This is a genomic window from Acinetobacter higginsii, from assembly GCF_000369525.1.
GTDB lineage: Bacteria > Pseudomonadota > Gammaproteobacteria > Pseudomonadales > Moraxellaceae > Acinetobacter > Acinetobacter higginsii.
The window spans coordinates 211,089-232,555 of sequence record NZ_KB850072.1; the positions used below are offsets into that span (position 1 = coordinate 211,089).

At 39.4% G+C, this 21,467-nt stretch carries 19 protein-coding genes; 10 read left to right on the plus strand and 9 right to left on the minus strand.

Translation table 11 applies throughout. From position 1 onward, the window contains the following. Positions 1–148: 148 nt before the first annotated feature. Positions 149–1,852, plus strand: coding sequence for a M61 family metallopeptidase (locus F902_RS07035; RefSeq protein ID WP_005202273.1), 1,704 nt, complete (start codon positions 149–151; stop codon positions 1,850–1,852). Positions 1,853–1,888: 36 nt separating this feature from the next. On the opposite strand, the gene uraH is transcribed toward F902_RS07035, so the two are convergent. Beyond that, positions 1,889–2,290: a hydroxyisourate hydrolase gene (uraH, locus tag F902_RS07040; protein WP_005202274.1), complete on the minus strand. Its 402-nt coding sequence runs from the start codon at positions 2,288–2,290 to the stop codon at positions 1,889–1,891. A 127-nt stretch (positions 2,291–2,417) separates the two neighbouring features. Next, a complete protein-coding gene (locus F902_RS07045; RefSeq protein ID WP_005202275.1) occupies positions 2,418–3,110 on the minus strand; it encodes an outer membrane protein in 693 nt (230 codons plus the stop codon). Positions 3,111–3,260: 150 nt separating this feature from the next. Between F902_RS07045 and F902_RS07050 the strand changes: the two genes are divergently transcribed. The 3 genes from F902_RS07050 to F902_RS07060 all read left to right on the plus strand — a co-directional run bounded on the left by F902_RS07050 (position 3,261) and on the right by F902_RS07060 (position 7,864). After that, on the plus strand, positions 3,261–3,944 hold the full coding sequence (locus tag F902_RS07050; RefSeq protein WP_005202276.1) for a heavy metal response regulator transcription factor: 684 nt from the start codon (positions 3,261–3,263) through the stop codon (positions 3,942–3,944). Continuing rightward, positions 3,928–5,304, plus strand: a complete 1,377-nt coding sequence (locus tag F902_RS07055; protein ID WP_005202277.1) for a heavy metal sensor histidine kinase — start codon at positions 3,928–3,930, stop codon at positions 5,302–5,304. Before F902_RS07050 ends, F902_RS07055 begins: the two co-directional genes overlap by 17 nt. A 328-nt stretch (positions 5,305–5,632) precedes the next feature. After that, complete coding sequence (locus tag F902_RS07060) at positions 5,633–7,864, plus strand: NADP-dependent isocitrate dehydrogenase (RefSeq protein WP_005202278.1); 2,232 nt, start codon at positions 5,633–5,635, stop codon at positions 7,862–7,864. Between the two features lie 86 nt (positions 7,865–7,950). Here the strand turns inward: F902_RS07060 and F902_RS07065 are convergent, their stop codons facing one another. Further along, positions 7,951–8,769, minus strand: a complete 819-nt coding sequence (locus F902_RS07065) for an rRNA large subunit pseudouridine synthase E (RefSeq protein WP_005202279.1) — start codon at positions 8,767–8,769, stop codon at positions 7,951–7,953. A 194-nt stretch (positions 8,770–8,963) separates the two neighbouring features. Here F902_RS07065 and icd point away from each other — a divergent pair, with 194 nt between their 5' ends. Together icd and F902_RS07075 are read left to right on the plus strand one after the other, a co-directional pair. Further along, on the plus strand, positions 8,964–10,220 hold the full coding sequence (icd, locus tag F902_RS07070) for an NADP-dependent isocitrate dehydrogenase (RefSeq protein WP_005202280.1): 1,257 nt from the start codon (positions 8,964–8,966) through the stop codon (positions 10,218–10,220). A 138-nt stretch (positions 10,221–10,358) separates the two neighbouring features. Then, entirely contained in the window at positions 10,359–10,979 is a 621-nt protein-coding gene (locus F902_RS07075) for a pentapeptide repeat-containing protein (RefSeq protein WP_005202281.1), read from the plus strand. A gap of 409 nt (positions 10,980–11,388) precedes the next feature. On the opposite strand, the gene F902_RS07085 is transcribed toward F902_RS07075, so the two are convergent. From F902_RS07085 to F902_RS07100, 4 genes are all read right to left on the minus strand, one after another. After that, positions 11,389–11,706 (minus strand): hypothetical protein, encoded by a 318-nt coding sequence (locus F902_RS07085; protein ID WP_005202282.1) that lies wholly within the window; start codon positions 11,704–11,706, stop codon positions 11,389–11,391. Position 11,707: 1 nt separating this feature from the next. Then, positions 11,708–12,418 carry a hypothetical protein gene (locus F902_RS07090; protein ID WP_005202283.1) on the minus strand — a complete coding sequence of 237 codons (711 nt, stop codon included), beginning with the start codon at positions 12,416–12,418 and terminating at the stop codon, positions 11,708–11,710. Continuing rightward, positions 12,415–12,930, minus strand: coding sequence for a PAAR domain-containing protein (locus tag F902_RS07095; RefSeq protein WP_005202285.1), 516 nt, complete (start codon positions 12,928–12,930; stop codon positions 12,415–12,417). The genes F902_RS07090 and F902_RS07095 overlap by 4 nt, the downstream gene beginning before the upstream one ends. A gap of 339 nt (positions 12,931–13,269) precedes the next feature. Then, the gene (locus F902_RS07100; RefSeq protein WP_005202286.1) at positions 13,270–13,881 is read right to left on the minus strand and encodes a DJ-1/PfpI family protein; all 612 of its coding nucleotides are present in this window, start codon (positions 13,879–13,881) and stop codon (positions 13,270–13,272) included. A gap of 273 nt (positions 13,882–14,154) precedes the next feature. On the opposite strand from F902_RS07100, the gene F902_RS07105 reads away from it, so the two are divergent. Both F902_RS07105 and F902_RS07110 read left to right on the plus strand, forming a co-directional pair. Beyond that, the gene (locus tag F902_RS07105; protein ID WP_005202287.1) at positions 14,155–14,973 is read left to right on the plus strand and encodes a PhzF family phenazine biosynthesis protein; all 819 of its coding nucleotides are present in this window, start codon (positions 14,155–14,157) and stop codon (positions 14,971–14,973) included. 144 nt (positions 14,974–15,117) lie between these two features. Continuing rightward, a complete protein-coding gene (locus tag F902_RS07110) occupies positions 15,118–17,886 on the plus strand; it encodes a M16 family metallopeptidase (protein ID WP_005202288.1) in 2,769 nt (922 codons plus the stop codon). 51 nt (positions 17,887–17,937) lie between these two features. Here the strand turns inward: F902_RS07110 and F902_RS07115 are convergent, their stop codons facing one another. Further along, positions 17,938–18,321 carry a DUF3144 domain-containing protein gene (locus F902_RS07115; protein WP_005202289.1) on the minus strand — a complete coding sequence of 128 codons (384 nt, stop codon included), beginning with the start codon at positions 18,319–18,321 and terminating at the stop codon, positions 17,938–17,940. Positions 18,322–18,426: 105 nt separating this feature from the next. Between F902_RS07115 and F902_RS07120 the strand changes: the two genes are divergently transcribed. Next, positions 18,427–19,059, plus strand: coding sequence for a hypothetical protein (locus F902_RS07120; RefSeq protein ID WP_005202290.1), 633 nt, complete (start codon positions 18,427–18,429; stop codon positions 19,057–19,059). A 375-nt stretch (positions 19,060–19,434) separates the two neighbouring features. Here the strand turns inward: F902_RS07120 and F902_RS07125 are convergent, their stop codons facing one another. Next, positions 19,435–20,892, minus strand: a complete 1,458-nt coding sequence (locus F902_RS07125) for a CYTH and CHAD domain-containing protein (RefSeq protein WP_005202291.1) — start codon at positions 20,890–20,892, stop codon at positions 19,435–19,437. A gap of 177 nt (positions 20,893–21,069) precedes the next feature. Here F902_RS07125 and F902_RS07130 point away from each other — a divergent pair, with 177 nt between their 5' ends. After that, the gene (locus tag F902_RS07130; RefSeq protein ID WP_005184094.1) at positions 21,070–21,441 is read left to right on the plus strand and encodes an Mpo1-like protein; all 372 of its coding nucleotides are present in this window, start codon (positions 21,070–21,072) and stop codon (positions 21,439–21,441) included. Positions 21,442–21,467: the final 26 nt, after the last annotated feature.

Here is a 21,467-nt window from a genome sequence, read left to right on the forward strand (position 1 = left end):
GTATCGCCTAAAAAACATCCGCTGTCGCAACCATAGATAAAGTGACAATAGCCCCTAAACTTTTGCTGACAATTACGACATCTACGCATGACTTTGTAAAAAAATGCTAAGCTGTGTGAAATTGTTCCTATTTTCATGATTAAAAATTATGTTGCACTACCAAATTGAGTTCGACGATTATCGCCAGCACCTGATTCATGTCACACTTCGTTTTCTTGCAAATCCCAATCAAGAACTTTGGCTACCGACTTGGATTCCCGGTAGTTATTTGATTCGAGAATTTTCCAAACATATTGAATCGGTTAAAGCGTCTGATGAAGCAGGGCGTTTGTTAAGCATTAAAAAAACAGAAAAAAATCGTTGGCGTTTATTCAATACCGATCACGAACTGATTACGGTTGAATATGATGTCTATGCCTATGATTTGTCTGTACGTGGTGCCTATGTCGATCAAACACGGTTATATGTTAATCCAGCATGTGTTTGTTTAGGGCTGATAGATCAAGAACAAGCAGCATGTGAGCTTGAAATATTCTTACCTGATGAATTAAAACATTTTCAAATCGCAACAGGTTTGCCATCAAAAAGCTTGGTGAAGGGGCGTTTCACCTTAAAAGCGGAAAATTATGATCAACTGATTGATAGTCCATTTGAATTGGCAGAGCAAAGTCGTTTTAGTTTTGAAGCTAACGGTATTCCACATGAGTTTGTAATCTCTGGGAAGCACACGACCAATTTGTCGCGTTTAGAGGCAGACATTCAAAAGATCTGCCAGACTGAAATCAACATGTTTGGTTCAGCACCATTCCAAAACTATACCTTTATGACCATGGCCACAGGCAATAGTTATGGCGGTTTGGAACACTGCAACAGTACCAGTTTAATTACACCACGTGATGATTTACCGAAGGCAGATGAAACAGAAGAACCTTCTAAAGATTATCAACGCTTCTTAGGTCTATGCAGCCATGAGTATTTTCATTCATGGTTAGTGAAATTTATTCGTCCTGAAAATTTTGCTAATTATGATTTGCATAAAGAAGCCTATACCAGCTTACTTTGGATTTTTGAAGGTTTTACTTCTTATTACGATGATTTGATTTTATTGCGTAGTGGTGTGATTTCGCAGAAGTCTTATCTAGATCTACTGAAAGCGCAAATTGATCGTTATTTACAAAATCCAGGACGCTTGATTCAATCGGTTTCAGAGTCGAGTTTTGATGCATGGATTAAGTTCTATCGTCAGGATGAAAACTCAAATAATGCAGGCACCAGTTACTATAACAAAGGGAGTTTAGTAGCACTTTGCCTAGACTTAGGCTTACGCTTACGTGGTTCTAACTTAGATGCCTTGATGCGCCGTTTGTATGAAAATACCCAAAATGGCATTCAGGTTAATGATCGGACTATTTTTGAATTATGTAATGAATTGACAGGGGACAACTGGATTGAGCAAATCAATCATCTGATTAATACCACAGATGAATTACCACTTGATCAATTATTCCCTGAATTTGGTTTAAGTTATAACATCAAAGATGATAAGGCTTTACCTTTTGGCTTAAAAGTGGCTGATAAAGCGGAAGGTGTGGTGGTACAGCAAGTGCGTCGAGAGAGTGCGGCAGCTCAAGCGGGCTTGTCGGCGAATGATGTCATTATCGCGATTGATGGTATCAAAGCATCAGAAAAACTTTTAGCTAAATATGCGAAACAAAAAGGTCGCTTTGCAGTTTATGCATTCCGCCGCGATGAGTTATTACAACTGGAACTGCAAGCGGGTGAAAACTCACTCACAACAGTTGAACTCAAAGTTGAAGATCAGCAAAAAGTTGACCGCTGGTTGAAGGGTTAGAACTTGATAAAAAGGACGCTATGAGCGTCCTTTTTATTAGCTGCCTCGATAAGTCGAATAACCATAGGGGCTGAGCAGTAATGGAATATGATAGTGCGGCAAGGTTCCATCAACTTCAAAAATAACAGGAATTTCAGGGAAAAAACTGCTTTGTTTTTGCGCTTTATACCAGTCACCAGTTTTAAACGTCACTTTATAAATACCCGACTTTAATTGCTGTTGCGTCGGATAAAGGGCAGTAATTCGTCCATTCTGATCAGTTTTGGCCTGATTGATTTCGATCCACTGGTTTTTTTGTTGCACTTCGAGCACAACGGTGACATCAGCAGCAGGTAGACCATTTTGCTGATTGAGAACATGCACACTTAATGGGTTTGTTGCTGCGAATAAGCTGCTTGAAGCCGATAGTGCAGCGATGGCGAATAGATTTTTATACATAGCAAAATTCCACCTTTCTTGATCAATGTTTCCGTATGTATTGCCGTCAGTTGTTGTGAGGGCAATGCATAGGCATGGGATAGGAGCGCAAAAAAACACTGCTAATCAGTGCTTTTTTAATGCTGTTTTAGAATGAATATCTTGCGCCTAGATAGAACTCGCTTAAGTATAGATGTGCTTTCATTTGCTCATCTTGCAAACTACGCGCATTGGCAAAGTTGTTTAACCCGCTATCGGCTTTACCCAAGTCTACATAACGGTAGCCCAAATCAAGGTTAAGGTTATCAATTGCTTTATAACTAGCACCTGCACCTATGCTATACACCAGTTGAGTTTCGGTATTTGAAAGATATTGGCGAGAGGTATTACCTTGCCAGCCTGAAGATTCCGTACGTGCAACACCTAGTCCAAGATTGCCGTATACAGCGACATTTTGCATGACTTCAAAATCACGATAAGCATTCAACATTAAACGTTGTGTATCGACTTTATGATGATTGAGGCTGGTTGGAAAGTTGCTTGAGCCACTGGTAAATTCAGCATTATTTTTAAAGGTATATTCACCATCAGTACGCCAACCATTGCCAAAGTCATAGCCGAAGCCCAATGAGGTATTGGTTAAATCTTTTTTATCTTTACCCGCGATAAATTGACCAATGCCAGGGCGTAAGCTGGTTTCCATATTGTCGGCTTGGAGCTTAGCAGCGGCAACTTTTGCAGAGATATAATAACCTGCATCATTGACGTCCTGAGCGTAACTTAGGGATACAGCAGTCAGTAAAACAGATGAAACCGCGAAACGGGTGAGTAGCTTGTCCATATTCAATTTTCCAAAATCAGTAGAGGAATGTTTGGTGATAAAAATCTTTATTTCCTCAGGACATGGTAGGAAGAAAAAAATCTTGGCGTGATGACAATTGGATTACCGATTTGTAATCTTGGCAATGAATAAACAAGGTTAAGATGTGGGATGCATATTTTAATTGTCGAAGATGAATCTAAAATCGCGCAGTTTTTAGCGAAAGGATTAAATGAATCAGGTTATACCTGTGCTATTGCAAAAGATGGCATAGAGGCATTGTCACGTTTGCAACAAGACCTCTTTGATTTACTGATTTTGGATGTGATGCTGCCACAATTGGACGGTTGGCAAGTTTTACAAACATTACGCACTTTTTCGAAAATGCCAGTTTTAATGCTAACTGCAAAAGATCATGTTCTGGATCGAGTAAAAGGTTTGGAGCTTGGAGCCGATGATTATTTAATTAAACCATTTTCTTATGTGGAACTCTTGGCAAGGATCAAAAGCCTGTTACGCCGTGTACCGAATGTAGAAAAAGAAATTTATCAAATTTCAAACTTAAGTTTAAACCGACTCAGTCGGGAAGTGTATCGTGCTGATACCAAAATTGATTTAACTGCCAAAGAGTTTGTGTTGTTACAGTTGTTGATTCAACATCGTGGTGAAGTACTGACACGAACGCAGATTGCTTCAATGGTTTGGAATATTAATTTTGAAACGGATACCAATGTGGTGGATGTTGCAATACGCCGATTAAGGGCAAAGATTGATGATCATTTTGTTCCTAAGCTAATTTATACCGTCAGGGGCATGGGCTATAAGGTTGATTTAAAAGATGGCAATAATGAATAGACTGTCATTGGCATCCCGCTTAAGTATTGCCTTTAGCTTAATTTCCTGCATAGTTTTTATCAGTATTGGCGGTTTGTCTTATCAAAATTTTCGTGAAATGGTCTATACCCAGCAAGATAAGGCCTTGGCTGCTCGGATTAAACGGATGGAAGTTTTTTTGACCGATGCACATACCGTTCAGATATTGGGGAAATATCCTAAGCTTTATGAAAATATGGTGGGGCACGAGGACAGTATTTTTATTGTCAAAGAATCAGCTCGCGATCTCATTAGGATTAATCCATTACAGATCAAAATCCCTGAACTGAATTATTCAAATAAAATTCAGTATCGTAATAATACAGTTGAGCATCCAAGTACACGCTTTGCATTTCAATCCATCCAATATGATCATAAGCAGTATCAATTGATTGCAGGACAACAATGGGATGGGGCGAATCAGATCCTGAGTCAATATTTTTGGAAAGTCTTGTTTTATAGCGGGCTAGGTATTCTATTGTCCAGTCTTCTGGGATTTATGGTGGGACATTATTTATTCCGTTCCATGCGTACTTTGATTGCCGAGACCAGTAAAATTAATGTGCAGAAACTGAACCATCGTATTGAGGTTGAATCCACCAATATTGAAGTTCAGCAACTGAGTCAGGCGATGAATGAAATGCTGGATAAAATTCAACAGGATTATCAGAAACTGGCGCAATTTTCAGAAGATATTGCACATGAACTGAGAACACCACTGAATAATTTAATGGGACAAACTCAGATTCTATTGTCACAACCCCGTAAAACAGAAGAATTAGAAAATTTATTATATTCGCATTTGGAAGAGTATGAACGACTCACCAAAATGATCGAAAGCATGCTGTTTATTGCACGTTCTGAACATGATGAACAGGTGCTTGAGAAAAAGTCAGTCAATGTCAAACAGCTGATGAGGAATGTCATTGATTATTTTGATTGTTTGATTGAAGAACATCAGATGACGCTCCAACTGGATGTCATGGATGATTTCAATATCATGGCGAATGAGGCATTAATTCAGCGTGCGATTGCGAATTTAATCAGTAATGCCATTTTACATGGTCGAGCACATGGTGTGATTGCAGTAGCGGTAAAGCAACGTGATTTAAACTGTGTCATGACGATTGTGACAGAAGGCGTTTTTATTGATGAAAAGCATTTGCCTTATTTATTCGACCGGTTTTATCAGGTCGATGAAAGTCGACATCAAAAAGCACAAACAGGTGGTCTGGGTTTGGCTATTGTGAACTCAATTATGCAGTTACATGCGGGTTCAACTGAGGTCGAAAATCGATTTGAAGGGGTGGCGTTTAAATTGATCTTACCACTAAAGAATTAACGTAATCTTCATCAAGCTCTGTCAAAATAGGGTTCATGCATAAGCAATATGCATATTTGTTTGCTAAATGATCAACTCAGTGCGTTCATTTAAAGTTGGCAGTGGTTTGTATTTGAAAAGACATAACTTGACCTCATATATACATACCAGAACGCTACTATTATATCATTTTGTAGTATTTTTTATCGAAATGTCGTTATCACAGGATATTGCGTTGACTAGCATGTGATGAACGCTGATACTCTCAAGTTTGTTCAAGCAAATCGGTTCTAGGAGCTGGGCCACAAGCGCAGTTTTCCATAACTCAATCCAACACAAGGGGCTATATATGGCTGGTGGAAAGTCAAAAATCATTTACACACTGACTGATGAGGCGCCTTTATTAGCGACTTATTCATTACTACCGATCATTGAGACCTTTACAAAACCTGCTGGCATTGAGATTGTTAAAAGTGACATCTCAGTTGCGGTTCGTGTGCTCGCAGAATTTTCAGATTACCTCAAAGATGAGCAAAAGGTAAACAATAACCTTGCGGAGTTAGGTCGTCTTACGCAAGATCCAGATACCAATATCATTAAACTTCCGAACATCAGTGCTTCTGTTGCTCAGCTTGTTTCATGTATTAAAGAGCTCCAGTCGAAGGGCTATGCAATTCCTGATTATCCAGAAAACCCAACCACTGAAGAAGAAAAAGAAATCAAGGCGCGTTATGGTAAATGCCTTGGTTCAGCTGTAAACCCAGTATTGCGTGAAGGTAACTCTGACCGTCGTGCACCAGCTGCGGTAAAAAATTATGCGAAAAAACACCCGCATTCAATGAGCGAGTGGAAGCAGTGGTCACAGACTCATGTTTCTCACATGGATGAAGGCGACTTCTACCATGGCGAAAAATCAATGACTTTAGACCGTGCACGTAATGTGAAAATGGAACTCATCACTAAGTCTGGTGAAACCATTGTGCTTAAGCCAAAAGTTGCACTTCAAGATGGTGAAATCATTGACTCAATGTTTATGAGCAAAAAAGCATTGTGTGACTTCTACGAGAAAGAACTCGAAGATTGTCGTGAAGCAGGCATTTTGTTCTCATTACACGTGAAAGCAACCATGATGAAAGTGTCACACCCGATCGTATTCGGTCACTGTGTGAAAATTTACTACAAAGATGCTTTTGAAAAACACGGTAAATTGTTTGATGAACTCGGTATTAACGTAAACAACGGTATGGCTGGTCTTTATGAAAAGATTGCAACTTTACCGACGTCTTTACGTGAAGAAATCATCGAAGATTTACATGCTTGCCAAGAACACCGTCCTGCGCTTGCAATGGTTGATTCTGCAAAAGGCATCACCAACTTCCATTCACCAAACGATGTGATTGTCGATGCTTCTATGCCTGCAATGATTCGTGGTGGCGGTAAAATGTGGGGTGCTGACGGCAAACCCTATGACTGTAAAGCAGTAATGCCTGAATCAACTTTCGCACGTATCTACCAAGAAATGATCAATTTCTGTAAGTGGAATGGTAACTTTGACCCACGTACTATGGGTACTGTGCCTAACGTTGGTTTGATGGCGCAAAAAGCAGAAGAATACGGTTCACACGATAAGACTTTTGAAATTTCAGAAGCGGGTATTGCCAACATTACTGATTTAGACACAGGTGAAGTGTTGATGTCACAAAATGTGGAAGAAGGCGATATCTGGCGTATGTGTCAGGTGAAAGATGCACCAATCCGTGACTGGGTGAAACTTGCAGTAACACGTGCACGTAACTCTGGCATGCCGGCGATCTTCTGGCTTGACCCATACCGTCCACACGAAAATGAATTGATCAAAAAAGTTGAAAAATACTTGAAAGATCATGACACCACAGGTCTTGATATTCAAATCATGTCACAAGTACGTGCAATGCGTTATACGCTTGAGCGCGTAGCACGTGGTTTAGATACCATTTCGGTAACAGGTAACATCTTACGTGACTACTTAACTGACTTGTTCCCGATTATGGAATTGGGTACTTCAGCGAAAATGTTATCGATCGTGCCGTTAATGGCTGGCGGTGGCATGTACGAAACAGGTGCAGGCGGTTCAGCGCCGAAACATGTACAGCAGTTAGTTGAAGAAAACCACTTACGTTGGGATTCACTCGGTGAGTTCCTTGCATTGGCGGTGTCTTTAGAAGAGCTTGGTATCAAAGAAGACAATAACCGTGCGAAATTGCTTGCCAAGACGCTTGATCAAGCGACAGGAAAATTGTTGGATAACGACAAATCGCCATCACGTCGTACAGGTGAGTTAGATAACCGTGGCAGCCACTTCTATTTAGCATTGTACTGGGCTGAAGCATTAGCAGCTCAAGATGAAGATGCTGAGTTGAAAGCGAAATTTGCTCCGCTTGCAAAGTCACTTGCTGAAAACGAACAGAAGATTGTTGCTGAGCTTGCTCAAGTACAAGGTCAAGCTGCTGATATCGGTGGTTACTATGCAATCGATCCAGCGAAAGTAAATGCAGTAATGCGCCCAAGCGCAACATTTAATACCACACTTGCGTCACTGTAATTGTTGATATATCACCGGCAATATTGTCGGTGATATAAAAAAGCCGATGTGAAAACATCGGCTTTTTTATGCGCTCAATTTAGATTTTAACGACCGTTACGGCTACGTCCGCGTGGTGCTTTGGTATTTGGACGCGTTGTACCATTGGTCTTACGACGTGGTTTATCTGCATCATCAGTTTGCCAAATACGGGTTGTACCACCGCCAGCTTTTTTCTTACCTTTAAATGGTTTTTCACCTCTTTCTTCACGTGCTTTATCTTTGGCACGAGAGAAATGCGGTTTATTATTCGATTTTTTCGCGAAAGAACGACCTTCATAAGGCTTGTCTGCCGGAACGTCTTTAAAGTCTGGATAAAGTAAAGGTTCGATTTCGAGTTGTTCACCAGGCTGTAAACCCAGTTTGACGAGATCAATGCTGCCAATTTGAGTACGGATCAGACGTAAAGTCGGGAAACCCACAGCCGCTGTCATACGACGTACTTGACGATTACGACCTTCACAGATTTGTAGTTCGATCCAAGTCGTTGGAATATTTGCACGATAACGTACAGGTGGGTTACGTTCCCATAGCCATTCCGGTTGTTCAACTTTACGCGCTTTGGCAGGTAAAGTCATACCATCTGCAAGTTCAACACCCTTTTGCAGTTTTTCAATAGCTTCTTCTGTGACATCACCATCAACTTGAGCAAGATAAGTTTTATATTTCTTATTATCAGGGTGGGTGATGAATTGATTTAAACCACCATGATCAGTAAGAAACATTAAACCTTCAGAGTCTAAATCTAGACGTCCTGCAATACGAAGTTCAGGATCTTTAATAAAACTTGAAACTGTTAAATGTTTTTCATCTTCGCGAAACTGTGACAAAACGTCAAAAGGTTTATTAAATACGACTACTTTCATATGGATATACTACTTTGGCTATGGGCGGCATCATAACAATAAAGGTTTCTATTTAATGGAGAAATGTTGTTATTTCCCGTATAAATCTCAAAAAAAACCTGTTTTGAACTAAACTGTTTCATGCAATAAAAAACGAAAGTATGCCATAGAAGGCATAGAGATAATCGCTAAATACATGAGGGAGAACCTACAAAATGGGTTATCAGAAGATTGTGGTTCCTGCTGATGGAGACAAAATCACAGTAAATGCAGACCTGTCATTGAATGTTCCAAATCGTCCAATCATCCCTTTTATTGAAGGTGATGGTATTGGTGTGGATATTACACCAGCAATGAAGGCAGTAGTAGATGCCGCCGTGTTAAAAGCTTACGGTGGCAAACGTTCGATCGAATGGATGGAAGTCTACTGCGGCGAAAAAGCAGATAAAATTTATGGCAATTATATGCCAGAAGAAACTTTTGATGCTTTACGCGAGTTTATTATATCAATAAAAGGCCCTTTGACTACACCTGTCGGAGGCGGTATTCGTTCTTTGAATGTTGCATTGCGCCAAGAACTTGATCTATATGTTTGTGTGCGTCCAGTACGTTGGTTTGAAGGTGTGCCTTCACCTGTGCAACATCCAGAACTCACGGATATGGTGATTTTCCGTGAAAACTCAGAAGATATCTATGCGGGGATTGAATGGAAGGCCGATTCTCCAGAAGCGAAAAAAGTTATTAAATTTTTGCAAGAAGAAATGGGGGTGACCAAAATCCGATTCCCTAAAGATTGTGGTATCGGCATTAAGCCTGTTTCTAAAGAAGGAACCCAACGTCTGGTGCGTAAAGCCATTCAGTTTGCGATTGATAATGACAAACCTTCTGTGACGCTAGTACACAAAGGTAACATCATGAAATACACCGAAGGTGCGTTTAAAGAGTGGGGCTATGAACTTGCGATGGAGCGTTTTGGTGGGCAGCTGCTAGATGGTGGGCCTTGGGTAAAAATTAAAAATCCGAAAACGGGTAAAGACATTATTATTAAAGATGTGATTGCCGATGCATTCTTACAGCAAATTTTAATGCGTCCAGCCGATTATTCCGTGATTGCGACACTGAACTTAAATGGTGACTATATTTCTGATGCACTTGCAGCAGAGGTGGGCGGCATTGGGATTGCACCGGGCGCGAATATTGGCGGTGCAATTGCAGTTTATGAAGCAACACATGGCACTGCACCGAAGTATGCGGGGCAAGATAAGGTCAACCCGGGTTCGATTATTCTCTCTGCAGAAATGATGCTGCGTGATATGGGCTGGGTTGAAGCCGCGGATCTAATTATTCAAGGTGTTTCGGGTGCAATTTCTGCCAAGACCGTGACGTACGACTTTGAGCGTTTAATGCCAAATGCAACCTTACTACGCTGTTCTGAATTTGGACAAGCCATAATCCAGCATATGGAAGATTAAAGTCTAAGCATGAAATGAAAGAGCGGTTTTACCGCTCTTTTTTTATTTAAAATTGAGATAAATAAGTCGTGAGAAAAACATGTACAAAATTGAATGTATGACATATTTTGATGTATTCGAAAATAAAAATTGAACATCATGGCGGAAAGAAAATATGGTGCAGCAGCACCGAAAACAACAGAAACCATTACTAGCTTGGATTGGTACGGACAAGTACTCAATAATCAAAAATATGAGCGGACGCTATTTGTAGACTTAGATCTGTCAGAAGCTCAAAGTACAGGTGCGATTTTTAATGAATGTACTTTTCGACGAGCACGTTTTAATGCATCGGTTCATCAGCGTAGCGCATTTTTAAATTGTACTTTCTATTTCTGCAATTTCTTTGATAGTAAATTCACCGACTGCAAGTTGGTTGGTAGCATGTTTAGTGATTGTCAGTTTCACCATATGCGGGTTGAGGACAGTGATTGGGCTTTTGTTGGATTACCGGGCGCGGATTTAGAGAAAGCTTCTTTTTTGAGAACCCGTTTAAGGGAAGCTGATTTGACTGCGGCGCGTTGCCATGGAAGTTCGATTCGAGAGAGTGATCTCTCTGGTGCATGGCTACACCGCGCAGATTTTACCAAGTGTGATTTAAGAGGCAGTGATTTGAGTGCCTTAGATCCGAAAGAGACTCAAATTAAAGAGGCGATTATTAATCTTGATCAAACGCTGATGATTGCAGAAAATCTAGGCTTTGATGTCAGAATTGATTGAAATAGGGATAAAAGGCTCTAATCAAAATGAGTGGTTTTATGCCACTCATTTTTATGGGAGATGGAAAAAGCTTATCTTGTTAAGAAAGATAGAGTCGAATAAAAGGGACTCATTGTGATCTAAAGAAGCCCGTTAAACGGTTACTTGAATTCAATGCGTGTAGAGATTATATGTGATAATACTGCTTATGTTTGTGGAGATAGCACATTGGCTATATGTGATATTTGACACGCCACAGTTTAAGAACTTAGGTATTATTTCTTTGCAGAAGGTAAATAGAAAATTAAACAATATGGGAAAGATGAGTATTGACCGATATGTAATAGGTAACATACTCCAAATTGAGAACTAATTAAATTCATTTCGTGCTAAAACAGTCTCAAATTTAATGGTTAAGGCTATTCTGTGATTATATTTTTTCGTTATTCAAATCTGCATCTCGATGACCTAATTCTGGCTGCTCTCGCTCTAACCATTTTTGATAGCTAATACTGATATTAAATACATTCATACTTATACTCAGTAATAACGCGATGATACTAATTAGAATTTCTATTTTCTGCTTCAGAATTAATGTAATAATTAATATTAAAGCTGAGGTGGAAATGAAAAATGTATCAATTGAAACAGCATAGTGATTGTTCTTTGTCATAAAAGATAGGGTATAAATGAATACAACTCCAATAATGTTTAGGAGAGCAACCCAAAATAAGATTTTAACTTTCATATCACTTCTTCTTTTCAACAATGAATGCTGGAATTCGTTCCCCACCGATTACGTTGCCTACATAGCTGTTATTCCCTCTACTGTAGGCCCATAGATAGATCTCTTTATCTGTAGGTGAAGTTCGCTCATAAACAGCTTCTTTTCTAGAAAAATAAGCCCAGCCTTTTTGACCGTGCACTCTGCATTTTTCTTGTCTAATTGCAAATATATCTGCAATGGATTGAGGTGAAGTCCCTCTTAGTCCTGTATTGCAGCCATGCAAAACGAGATTAGCATTTGGAGACCAGCGCAATTTCTCTAACTGGGATATTTCACTATAGGAAATTGTACCATCCTCTAAAACTTCATTACGAGCGTTTCTGGTGCTCAAAAACTCTAGGCCATCATTACCACCGTCTGTTTTACTAGAATGGCTAAAAACATGCATTTCCTTGACCTTAGCAACATTCTTATTTATCTCGTCATAGATTTCCTTCCAAACTTTTTTAAAGTCTTGGCCTGACGTAACTTGGTACTCTTTAAATACATAGTTATCACCGCAGTTTTTTAGCTTCAGTTGGGATAGCCAGTGATTTGATGCTCGTTGAAAAGCCTTGTCATCGCTCTTTGAAGGTTTGTAGTAATAAACACATATTAAATATTCTTTTAACTTGATGGGCTGTTTATGTACAGATTCAGCCTTTGTATTGGTTTTGCAGGTTCCTTGTGTCACTCCGGCTCTCCGATAAAAATGTGAATATCTTCAGGTTTGGTCGTATGAAACCTTTCTGTATATCCATTTTCATCTGTGGTTCCTGAAGCTACGACACTACCAGTAGAGTCTTTGAGGTGATAGGGGATGTTTGCCAAGGGTTCATTATCATCTCTATCGATCAATTGAACACGCTCATCAAAATTTAATTGATCAATAATATTCTGAACATTACTTGCTTGCCCTGAGCTAGCACCCGAACCAGAGCCACCAGTTCGCACAGCTAAATCTGAAATCTTCATGTACTTTGCGCCACATGTTGCTTGGTCGCCAGCCACAATTAAATTATGGCCATTAACCTGCATAAAACCTCGTTGCGTTGCTATGGCTTTTGAAATCACATTACATTTAGGACAATAATGTTTCATTCCCTCTAAATGAGCCGCTTTACCATCTATCAGCCAAAAATCATCTCCTTCAATGATCTTGCCACCGTGGTTAGTAAAACATCCTCTTGTTATAAATGCTTGCATATTATGAATATCCAGGATTATTAAAATAAATAGAAAATTTAAAAATAATTGGATAAAGATTGTCACCTTTATAATTTTTATGCAAAGCATTGCCCAATTTGTTTATAAATTAGATTTTTTGTGTGTATTTGATGAGTTTAAATATAGTAAATTGGATTATATTGAATTTATTGCGGAAATATGAGCTTTCATTAATTGCCTATATTATGTACACATCTATTTACCCATGCTGTGAAAACAAATAGCAACTTATTAAAGATGTGGTTATTTAAAGGCTGATTTAAAAATAAAATACCTACAACAAGTGATAACAAAATAAATCTTCATATGCAGCGTTGATCAGCCTGCTTTTACTTTACAAAAGGGATCAACGTTTGGATTGCTATTCCAGATATATTCGGCCTCTTCAGCACAAAGCTGGGCAACTTTTTCACCCTGTGTGTCATGGATGAAGGCAAGGGTCATATCCATACCTGCACTCACACCCGATGAAGTATAGAATTTCCCATCAATCACCCAACGGGCTTGGGCTTGCCACAACACTTGGTCATTGAGTTTTTGTACAAATTCAAACGCCATTTTATTCGATGTTGCCTTAATGCCATTTAAAAGATCTGTCGCTGCAAGTAATGAGCTGCCAGTACAAATCGTCAGAACATGTCTGCTTTGAGCCGCTAAAGTTTTGAGTTGGTCAAGAAACTGTTGATTTTTGATTAATTCAAAAGTCACGATACCGCCAGGAACAAGCAGAATACTTTGGTCATTCACGTGCATTTCGCTAAAGGATTTGGTCTGGATACAAACACCATGTTTATTGGAAACCAGACCGCCATTCAGGCTATAAAACTGGACTTGATAATGTTCGTGCAGCAAGCCAAACAATTCAACAGGACCCATAATGTCGAGGGTTTCAAAATCTTCAAATACGATAGCATTCACAGGAATACGCATGGTTTTTCTCGCTTGTTTAATCTGCGTCATACCATAGTGAGCTTCAGATTTTTTATTGTGAATATTCTGTATGGCTTATTTTGAATTATGCTAAATCATTGGACTTTCAGGCTGATCTGTTAGCAAGCGGAGCGTTGCTTTTGCTTAATTTTAAAGCACTTAGTTGTCTTGAATCAGAAATGCCACGGTGTATCGTAAATTTAGAAAAATCTGTATCTATACTTTATAGACCAAATGTTCAAAATAATTGAAAAATAGAGAGAGTGCTGTGACATGAAGATGTACCAAGTTGATGCTTTTACAAAAGAATTATTTAAAGGAAATCCCGCGGCTGTGATCGTCGTCGATGAATGGTTAGATGATCGTTTGATGCAGAATATTGCCATGGAAAATAATCTGTCTGAAACGGCTTTTGTGAAAACGATTGATGAAACCAATTATGAGATTCGTTGGTTTTCTCCACTCAATGAGGTTGCGTTTTGTGGGCATGCGACTTTAGCCAGTGCATTTGTTTTATTTAAGGACTTTACCAAGGTAGAAACGATCCAGTTCCATGTACGCGATCTGGGTGTTTTTATTGTCAGCCAAGATGCCGATGGCAAAATTAAAATGAATTTCCCGATTCGTAAAGCAGAGTTAGTTACTGATTATCCTCAAGTATTACGTGAAGGGCTCACCAAGCCATTTAAAGCGGTCTATCGCAATGTCCAAGCCTATATTATTGAATATGAAACGGTGCAAGATGTATTGGATGAACAACCTGATCTGGAAAAGCTAAAACAACTTGGACAAGTTCGTACAGCGATTACTGCTTCTCAACCCGATGTTGCAATTACCGCCAGAGGTGAAGGGCAGTTTGATTGTGTTTCTCGTTATTTTGCACCAGCGATTGGTATTGATGAAGATCCAGTAACAGGTTCAATCCATACTGCAATCGTTCCACTTTGGGCTGAAAAATTGAATCAGACTCGATTAACAGCCTTTCAGGCATCTAAACGCGGTGGGATTTTAGAATGTGTCATTGCATCTGAAGATCGTATTGAAATTTCAGGCTATGCCAAATTGTATATGCAAGCCGAACTGACAATCTGATTTTTAGCTTAAACTGTGCAAAAATAAAGATAAAAGCTGTTTAAATAAACAGCTTTTTTCAAAACATAACTATTAAAAATGCGAATCGTTCTCTACTATAGCTTGACGTTTTTATTTAAATCACCAAAAACACTTGGATAAATTATGTTAATGCGGTTTAAGCAACTTACTCTCTCTCTTTGTTTGATTGGGTTGAGTGCAACGTCTTGGTCTCAGACGGTACTCGTAAAAAGTGAAAAAAATATCGAAGAATATAAATTAGATAACGGTTTCAGAGTTATTCTTGCGCCAAACGATAAAGAAAATAAAGTCTATGTAAATACGGTTTATTTAACAGGTTCTTTGAATGATCCTAAGGGTAAAGGCGGACTTGCACATCTATTAGAACATTTGGCCTTTAAAGGCACTCAAAATGTGAAGGGCGATGAGTTTCAACGTCGTCTAGACCAATATACGTTGATGACCAACGCCAGCACAGATTATTATGCGACTAAATATTTAAATATTGTTCGTCCTGAAAAAAATGCACTCAATGAAATCCTATACCTTGAATCAGAGCGTATGGATAAATTGGTGCTACAAGAAAAATTTGTTCCTTCTGAAATTGAAATCGTAAAACGTGAACGAGAAATCCGTATGGATCAGCCGTTTGCTGTACTGATGGATCAAATGTGGAAAGCGGCTTATGGCAATCAATATTTAGGTCGTTTACCAATTGGCGATTTACCTGAATTAAAGTCGATTCAACTGAATGAATTGAACCAGTTCTATAGAACTTGGTATGCGCCAAATAATGCAGTGATGGTGATTTCAGGTAAATTTGATAAGACTGAGGTCTTATCTAAAATTGATCAGTATTTTAGTCCAATTCCAGCACGTCCAGTACCTGCGCAAGTTCAAGTGCCTGTTCTCGATTCAAGTAAAATTGAACAGCGTCAGTTTACGGTACAAAAGGGTAGTGATTTAGCTAAATTCCATGTCTATATGAATGGAAAAAATACCCCATTACAACCGACTTTAGCACTTGCGCCAGCGTTATATACCATGCAGCCAAGTGGTACTTTGTATAAGAGTATGGTAGAAACGGGAATCAGCACTGCAGTGCAATCAACAACATGGTTAGATCAAGACTTTAACGTGGTCTTTATGGGCGCAATTTATGCCCCAAATCATGATGCGAAAAAGGTTGATGACGCATTAAAAACAGGTGTTGAAAATAGCCAGCCATTCACCGAGGCTGAATTACAGCGGATTAAAAATATTACGCAAAATACCGCAGATACCATTGCCAATGACGCTGTCGCTTTAGGTTCACGCCTGAGCGATTACGCAGTTTCATCACATGGTCAATGGGATCAATATTTTAAGGACTTACAAGCCGTTCAAGACTTAAAGCTGAATGATGCGAATAAAACCTTAAAAGAATTTTTAGTCTCTTCACATCGTATTTCAGGCGATATTTTACCGACGCCTGAAGATCAAAAGAAAGCGATGACCATGAAAGCTGAAGAGAAGCCAAAAACTTTAGATCAAAGCGATGAAAAGCCTGAGCCATTAAAAGATGCAAATGTTTATAAGCAGGAAGTGACCCAATTTATGGCACAGTCTGCTCAGCAATTGCAAAAAAATGAGCAGAAAATTCAACGTGGTGAATTAAAGAATGGTATTCGCTATGCACTCTTCCCAACGCCTACACGTGATGATAAAACTTATGCCACGATTAGCTTGGATTTTGGTGATGAAAAAGCATTATTTGGTAAAGGGGTTACTTTAGATTTAGCCAGCTATTTAATGCTACGTGGTTCTGAAAAGCATACTTTGCAGGAAATTACTGATAAGGCGATTGCGGCTAGTGGTGGCGCATCGGTCAGTTCAAATGGCAATGGTTTTACCATCGTTGTTCAAGCGAAGAAAGACAAGTTCGAAGACTTCTTTAACTTTATTGTTGATGTCCTTAAGCAGCCAAAATTCTCGCAAACTGAGTTTGATCTAGCAAAAAATCAAAGTCTGTCTGTATTGGATCGCCCATATACGGAACCCGCGGTTGTATCATCGATGACCCTGTCTAAGATTCTGGAAATCTATCAACCAGGCGATATCCGTTATCACTTTGAACCAGAACTTGCGAAGAAACAGATTAGTGAAGTAACCCAGCCGCAAGTGAAACAATTCTATGATCAGTTCTTTGTGACAGACCATGCTCAAATTGCTGTGACGGGTGACTTTGATGCCAAGAAAATGCAGAAAACTTTGCAAAAAGCCTTTGGTTCTTGGAAAGCGAAGCAGCCTTTCACTAAAGTAACAGGTCAATATACGGTGTATAAAGCACAGAAAGTGCATGCTTTATCGGAACAACGTGAGTTCGGCAGTTATCAAAGTGTATTGGCATTGCCTGTGGGTTCATACCATAAAGATGCACCTGCATTGATTATTCTTAGCCATATCTTGGGTAACTCGCAATTGTCATCACGATTAGCACAGGAGCTACGTGAGAAAAATGCGTTGGTGTATGGCTTTGGCAGTGGCTTAGATCTTGATCCAGATATTGATGATGGTACTTTAAGCATTACTGCAAATTATACCTCTGGCCGTTCTGAGCAAGTTTCACAATCGGTACACAAGGTATTGAATGAGTTGCTGAGCAAAGGCGTGACTGAGCAGGAAGTGGAAGCAGCCAAAGCAGATATCATGAAAAAACGTGTGACGGCTTTGGAAGACGAGCGCAATATTCATGGCATGTTGACGGGCCAGTTAGAGCGTAACAAAACGCTGTTGGATCGCGCAGAGCGCGATCAGGAGCTTGCGAAATTGACCAAAGAGGATGTCAATGCGGCCATCAAAAAATACATCAAACTGGACCAGTTTGTAGAAGTCATGGCAGATCAATATGGTCAAGCACAAGACTTGAAATAAGCAATCAAAAATAAAGCCACCGATCTGGTGGCTTTATTTTTGCATCAAAGATTAATGATCATGTTTGTGGGTATGAAAATCTTCGTTCTTACGGAATCGTAAGTAGTTTTCAAACTGTTCACAATATTCGTCAAAATTATCTTCTAACATCATTTGGAATTGTTGCAGTAGATAAGACATGACTTGTTCTTTGGCATCACGCATTTCATTGCCATCTTTAAAGTTATTGGCTGCGACCCATGTATTAAAACGGGCAGTAGCAAATAACATGGCTGCACTTACTTGGCCACGTAACTCTTCTGGCTTGGCTTGCTGACCTTTGGGTGGTCGGCAGAAATCATTGGCAAGTTTAATAAATTCATCTGCACGCTCAAAAAACACCGCATTTAAAGCTTCTTCATCCGTCACATCGGTGGCGTTAATTTTTTGAGACATGATATTTTCCAGCGACAAGTTAAGACACCTCATTATAGACAAAGCCTTGCCGAAACTAAACCTTTGCCTTAATCTAAAATAGCCTAAGCAATTAGAATAATCACTATGCAAGATGCAATCGCGATTCAAAGCTTAAAAACAGATATAGCCTTACTGCGCCAACATATTTATCCACCTCAGTATTTGGAAAATGTTGAAGGCTTGCCGATTTATTATGGGCTGCAACAAGATGTAGATGAGTATTATCGACAATGGCAACCCTTGATTGAACGGGCACAACAGTTATGCCAGCCTTTTATGGAAGATGAAGTGGTGGATGCAATTCATTTACCAAGTCATTTAAATCTGCCGCTATTTTTCTTGCATGTCGATCGGATTCGGATTAATAAAACACGCGCTAAAGAATCTAAAACTTTTCGTGGTGTCGCTGCCTTGTTAGAAAAATGTGGGCAGTTTGAGACGGATCAGATTTTTGCAATGCAGGAATGGTTGGGCAGTGACGATACAGCTGCTTTGGTGGCGCATCGTGAGTTTATTGATTTACGAACTTATGTTTTCCAACACGGACAAAATGACTATACCCGTACGCGGTTTTATATGAATGGGGTGATTCTCAGTGTTGAACCGCATTTTAAATTAGTCGATGCACGGGATAAGCCACGTAAGCAGCGTAATGATAGTTATAGTGATCCGATTGCGGATAATGGAACGTGGAAGATTTTTGGGAAGTATCGGTAAATGATTTAATTGGAATAAATAGTTTAGCACTCTAATTTTCATTAAAAAATAATAGCACAGCCACAAGAGCTGTATAAAGTTTGGATGTTTTCGCGTAGGCGATTTCCTACTTTGTTTTCGGACAAAGTAGGCAAAACCTGAGGTGCGAATCGCAAAGATTAATAATCTTTGTCGTACCGCAAGGCGAAAGCTATGCTTGAGTATAGACTACGCACTTCGCTTGTCTTGCACTAAGTCAAAGCTTTAGTCGCTTTGACTTGCTCAGGTTGCTGATGACGTTTCCGAGTATCCGCTTTTTGTAGGACTTAGATTATTTGTGGCGGTATTCATGCCGCCAAGCACGATAGCGATTTAAGGAAATTTGTTTTGGTGGAGCTATCGCTTCTCATCCCAAAAAGCATCCTGAGCAGATAGGGTTTGAAGCTTTTTATCCGCTTTTTTGGCCACATGTGGTTGCTGAGCCTTAACCCAACCTAATGCAAATAAAAACTGCGGGTGTTCAGCAGTTTGTTGCTCAAAGATTTGCTCAGCAACAAACAGGTCATTATAAAACCCTAAATATTCCTGAATTGGCTGTAACTTATTTAAGAATTGTTGAACCTCTTTTTCAGGATAAATCTCTGCAATAAAGTCGATGCAATAACGCAATTGTTTGACACGCTTACGAGTACGATGTTGTTGCTCAACTTCTAAAGTTGAAAACTGAGCTGCATCTTTTAGAATCTGTTGGTAAAGCTTGGTTAAGCTTTTAGCTGCTTGTTTAGAAAGTTTAGACTTAGACTCATGCTCACTATAGGTGAAGCTGAGTAATGCTAAAAATAGCTGTGTGGTTTTAGTGTGACTTAATAACTGAGAAACACTGCTGTCAACATTTTCAGGGAATGGGAAATCAAAATCACAGACTTCTTTTACTAAAGGAATAATAGAATCTTGAATCGCATCATTATCGCGTGATTGACCTAATGCTCTAAAAATATCTGCTAACTGACTTTCCCAAGTGGGATCAATTTGCGCAGACCAGTTAGAAAAATGCTTTAAAGCAGAACGTAAACGACGTAAACCAACACGAGCTTGGTGAATATGATCCGCTTCGGCTACACCGTCAGCAATTGCTGCTGCATTGGGTAAGATATGATTAAGCGTATTTTCGATAATCAGTTTGATTGCTTGTTCAGCACTAACATTTTTCTCTAGGCTTAGTGATTTCGCTTTGGTGGCAGGGGATACCGTTTTGCCAATAGCCAATAAATTACCACGTTCAGCCTTACTGCGCACATCGAGCCAGAGTTGATATTTATCTACCCACGTTTTGGCAAAATTAATTAGAGACTGTGCTGATCCTTGTTTTAATTCAAATTCAACTTCGCAGATTTTGGCTTGATCGGTTGGAGTACGGATTTCGCCATCGTCTAAGCAGACTTCAATTTGAGCCCCCTCAAACTCGAATACATGGAAAGTACGCTGTACGTCAGTTTGAAATTGCAACTGTAGTTCAGCAGGCTCTTCACCTAAAACATCGCGGAGTACGGTTTGGACGGTTTGATTATGTTTGTATAAAGATAAATCTAGTTCAGGTTCTTCAGCACATTTGCCTAAATAAATATCTTCTTCGATGCGTTGTAAATGGTTTTTACTGGCAGCTTTAAAGGTTTGCACCCAATGTTCACCTTCTTGACGCAGACGAATCGCAACATAATTTTTTGCCAGTAAACGGTCAGCGGTATCATAGTATTTTGCTTGTAGCTGAATTTTTTGTGCTTTCTGTTTGCTTAAAACTTGTAACACACTTTTTTTCTTAGATTCAGGGAGTTGAAATTTTAGCTCTATTTCCATGATGTTATGACTCCTGACCACCGAGAATGATATAGACAAAACTTAGTATAACTTGTTGATCTCAAAAATCATTGTAAAGTTGTTTTAAGCTTGGAAAGGATGGCACGCAATGACTTTATTTTGTACAGAAAATGCATTAACGTGTGGAGAGTCTTGCACGATTAGGATGATCTAAAAATGAATGCACCAGCGAATATTACCAAGCCAGTGGAATTTTCATTACCTATTAAAAACTATGATGAATTTTATCACTTTTATTTAACAGAACATCGCAGTATTGCCAGCCGTCGTTTGCACGTCGCAGGCAGCTCGGTCGGTTTATATTTCTTTAGTAAAGCGATTCGTAAACGTCAGGCAAAATATGCGTTGTATGGTTTGGTATCAGGCTATGCTTGTGCTTGGGTTGGGCATTTTTTCTTTGAACATAATAAGCCTGCCAGCTTTAAACAGCCGCTGTATAGCTTTATCTCAGATTGGCGCATGTTGTCAGACGTTGCACGTGGTCGTTTAAGTCTGATTGATCGTCAGTTTGATAAAATTGATTCTTAAAATTGGTTTAATACTTCAAAAGCTGC

Bases quoted from the DNA above. Each gene is read 5' to 3' on its own strand.
- F902_RS07035 (WP_005202273.1), top strand. From the start codon at position 149: ATGTTGCACTACCAAATTGAGTTCGACGATTATCGCCAGCACCTGATT.
- uraH (WP_005202274.1), bottom strand. From the start codon at position 2,290: ATGTATAAAAATCTATTCGCCATCGCTGCACTATCGGCTTCAAGCAGC.
- F902_RS07045 (WP_005202275.1), bottom strand. From the start codon at position 3,110: ATGGACAAGCTACTCACCCGTTTCGCGGTTTCATCTGTTTTACTGACT.
- F902_RS07050 (WP_005202276.1), top strand. From the start codon at position 3,261: ATGCATATTTTAATTGTCGAAGATGAATCTAAAATCGCGCAGTTTTTA.
- F902_RS07055 (WP_005202277.1), top strand. From the start codon at position 3,928: ATGGCAATAATGAATAGACTGTCATTGGCATCCCGCTTAAGTATTGCC.
- F902_RS07060 (WP_005202278.1), top strand. From the start codon at position 5,633: ATGGCTGGTGGAAAGTCAAAAATCATTTACACACTGACTGATGAGGCG.
- F902_RS07065 (WP_005202279.1), bottom strand. From the start codon at position 8,769: ATGAAAGTAGTCGTATTTAATAAACCTTTTGACGTTTTGTCACAGTTT.
- icd (WP_005202280.1), top strand. From the start codon at position 8,964: ATGGGTTATCAGAAGATTGTGGTTCCTGCTGATGGAGACAAAATCACA.
- F902_RS07075 (WP_005202281.1), top strand. From the start codon at position 10,359: ATGGCGGAAAGAAAATATGGTGCAGCAGCACCGAAAACAACAGAAACC.
- F902_RS07085 (WP_005202282.1), bottom strand. From the start codon at position 11,706: ATGAAAGTTAAAATCTTATTTTGGGTTGCTCTCCTAAACATTATTGGA.
- F902_RS07095 (WP_005202285.1), bottom strand. From the start codon at position 12,930: ATGCAAGCATTTATAACAAGAGGATGTTTTACTAACCACGGTGGCAAG.
- F902_RS07100 (WP_005202286.1), bottom strand. From the start codon at position 13,881: ATGCGTATTCCTGTGAATGCTATCGTATTTGAAGATTTTGAAACCCTC.
- F902_RS07105 (WP_005202287.1), top strand. From the start codon at position 14,155: ATGAAGATGTACCAAGTTGATGCTTTTACAAAAGAATTATTTAAAGGA.
- F902_RS07110 (WP_005202288.1), top strand. From the start codon at position 15,118: ATGTTAATGCGGTTTAAGCAACTTACTCTCTCTCTTTGTTTGATTGGG.
- F902_RS07115 (WP_005202289.1), bottom strand. From the start codon at position 18,321: ATGTCTCAAAAAATTAACGCCACCGATGTGACGGATGAAGAAGCTTTA.
- F902_RS07120 (WP_005202290.1), top strand. From the start codon at position 18,427: ATGCAAGATGCAATCGCGATTCAAAGCTTAAAAACAGATATAGCCTTA.
- F902_RS07125 (WP_005202291.1), bottom strand. From the start codon at position 20,892: ATGGAAATAGAGCTAAAATTTCAACTCCCTGAATCTAAGAAAAAAAGT.
- F902_RS07130 (WP_005184094.1), top strand. From the start codon at position 21,070: ATGAATGCACCAGCGAATATTACCAAGCCAGTGGAATTTTCATTACCT.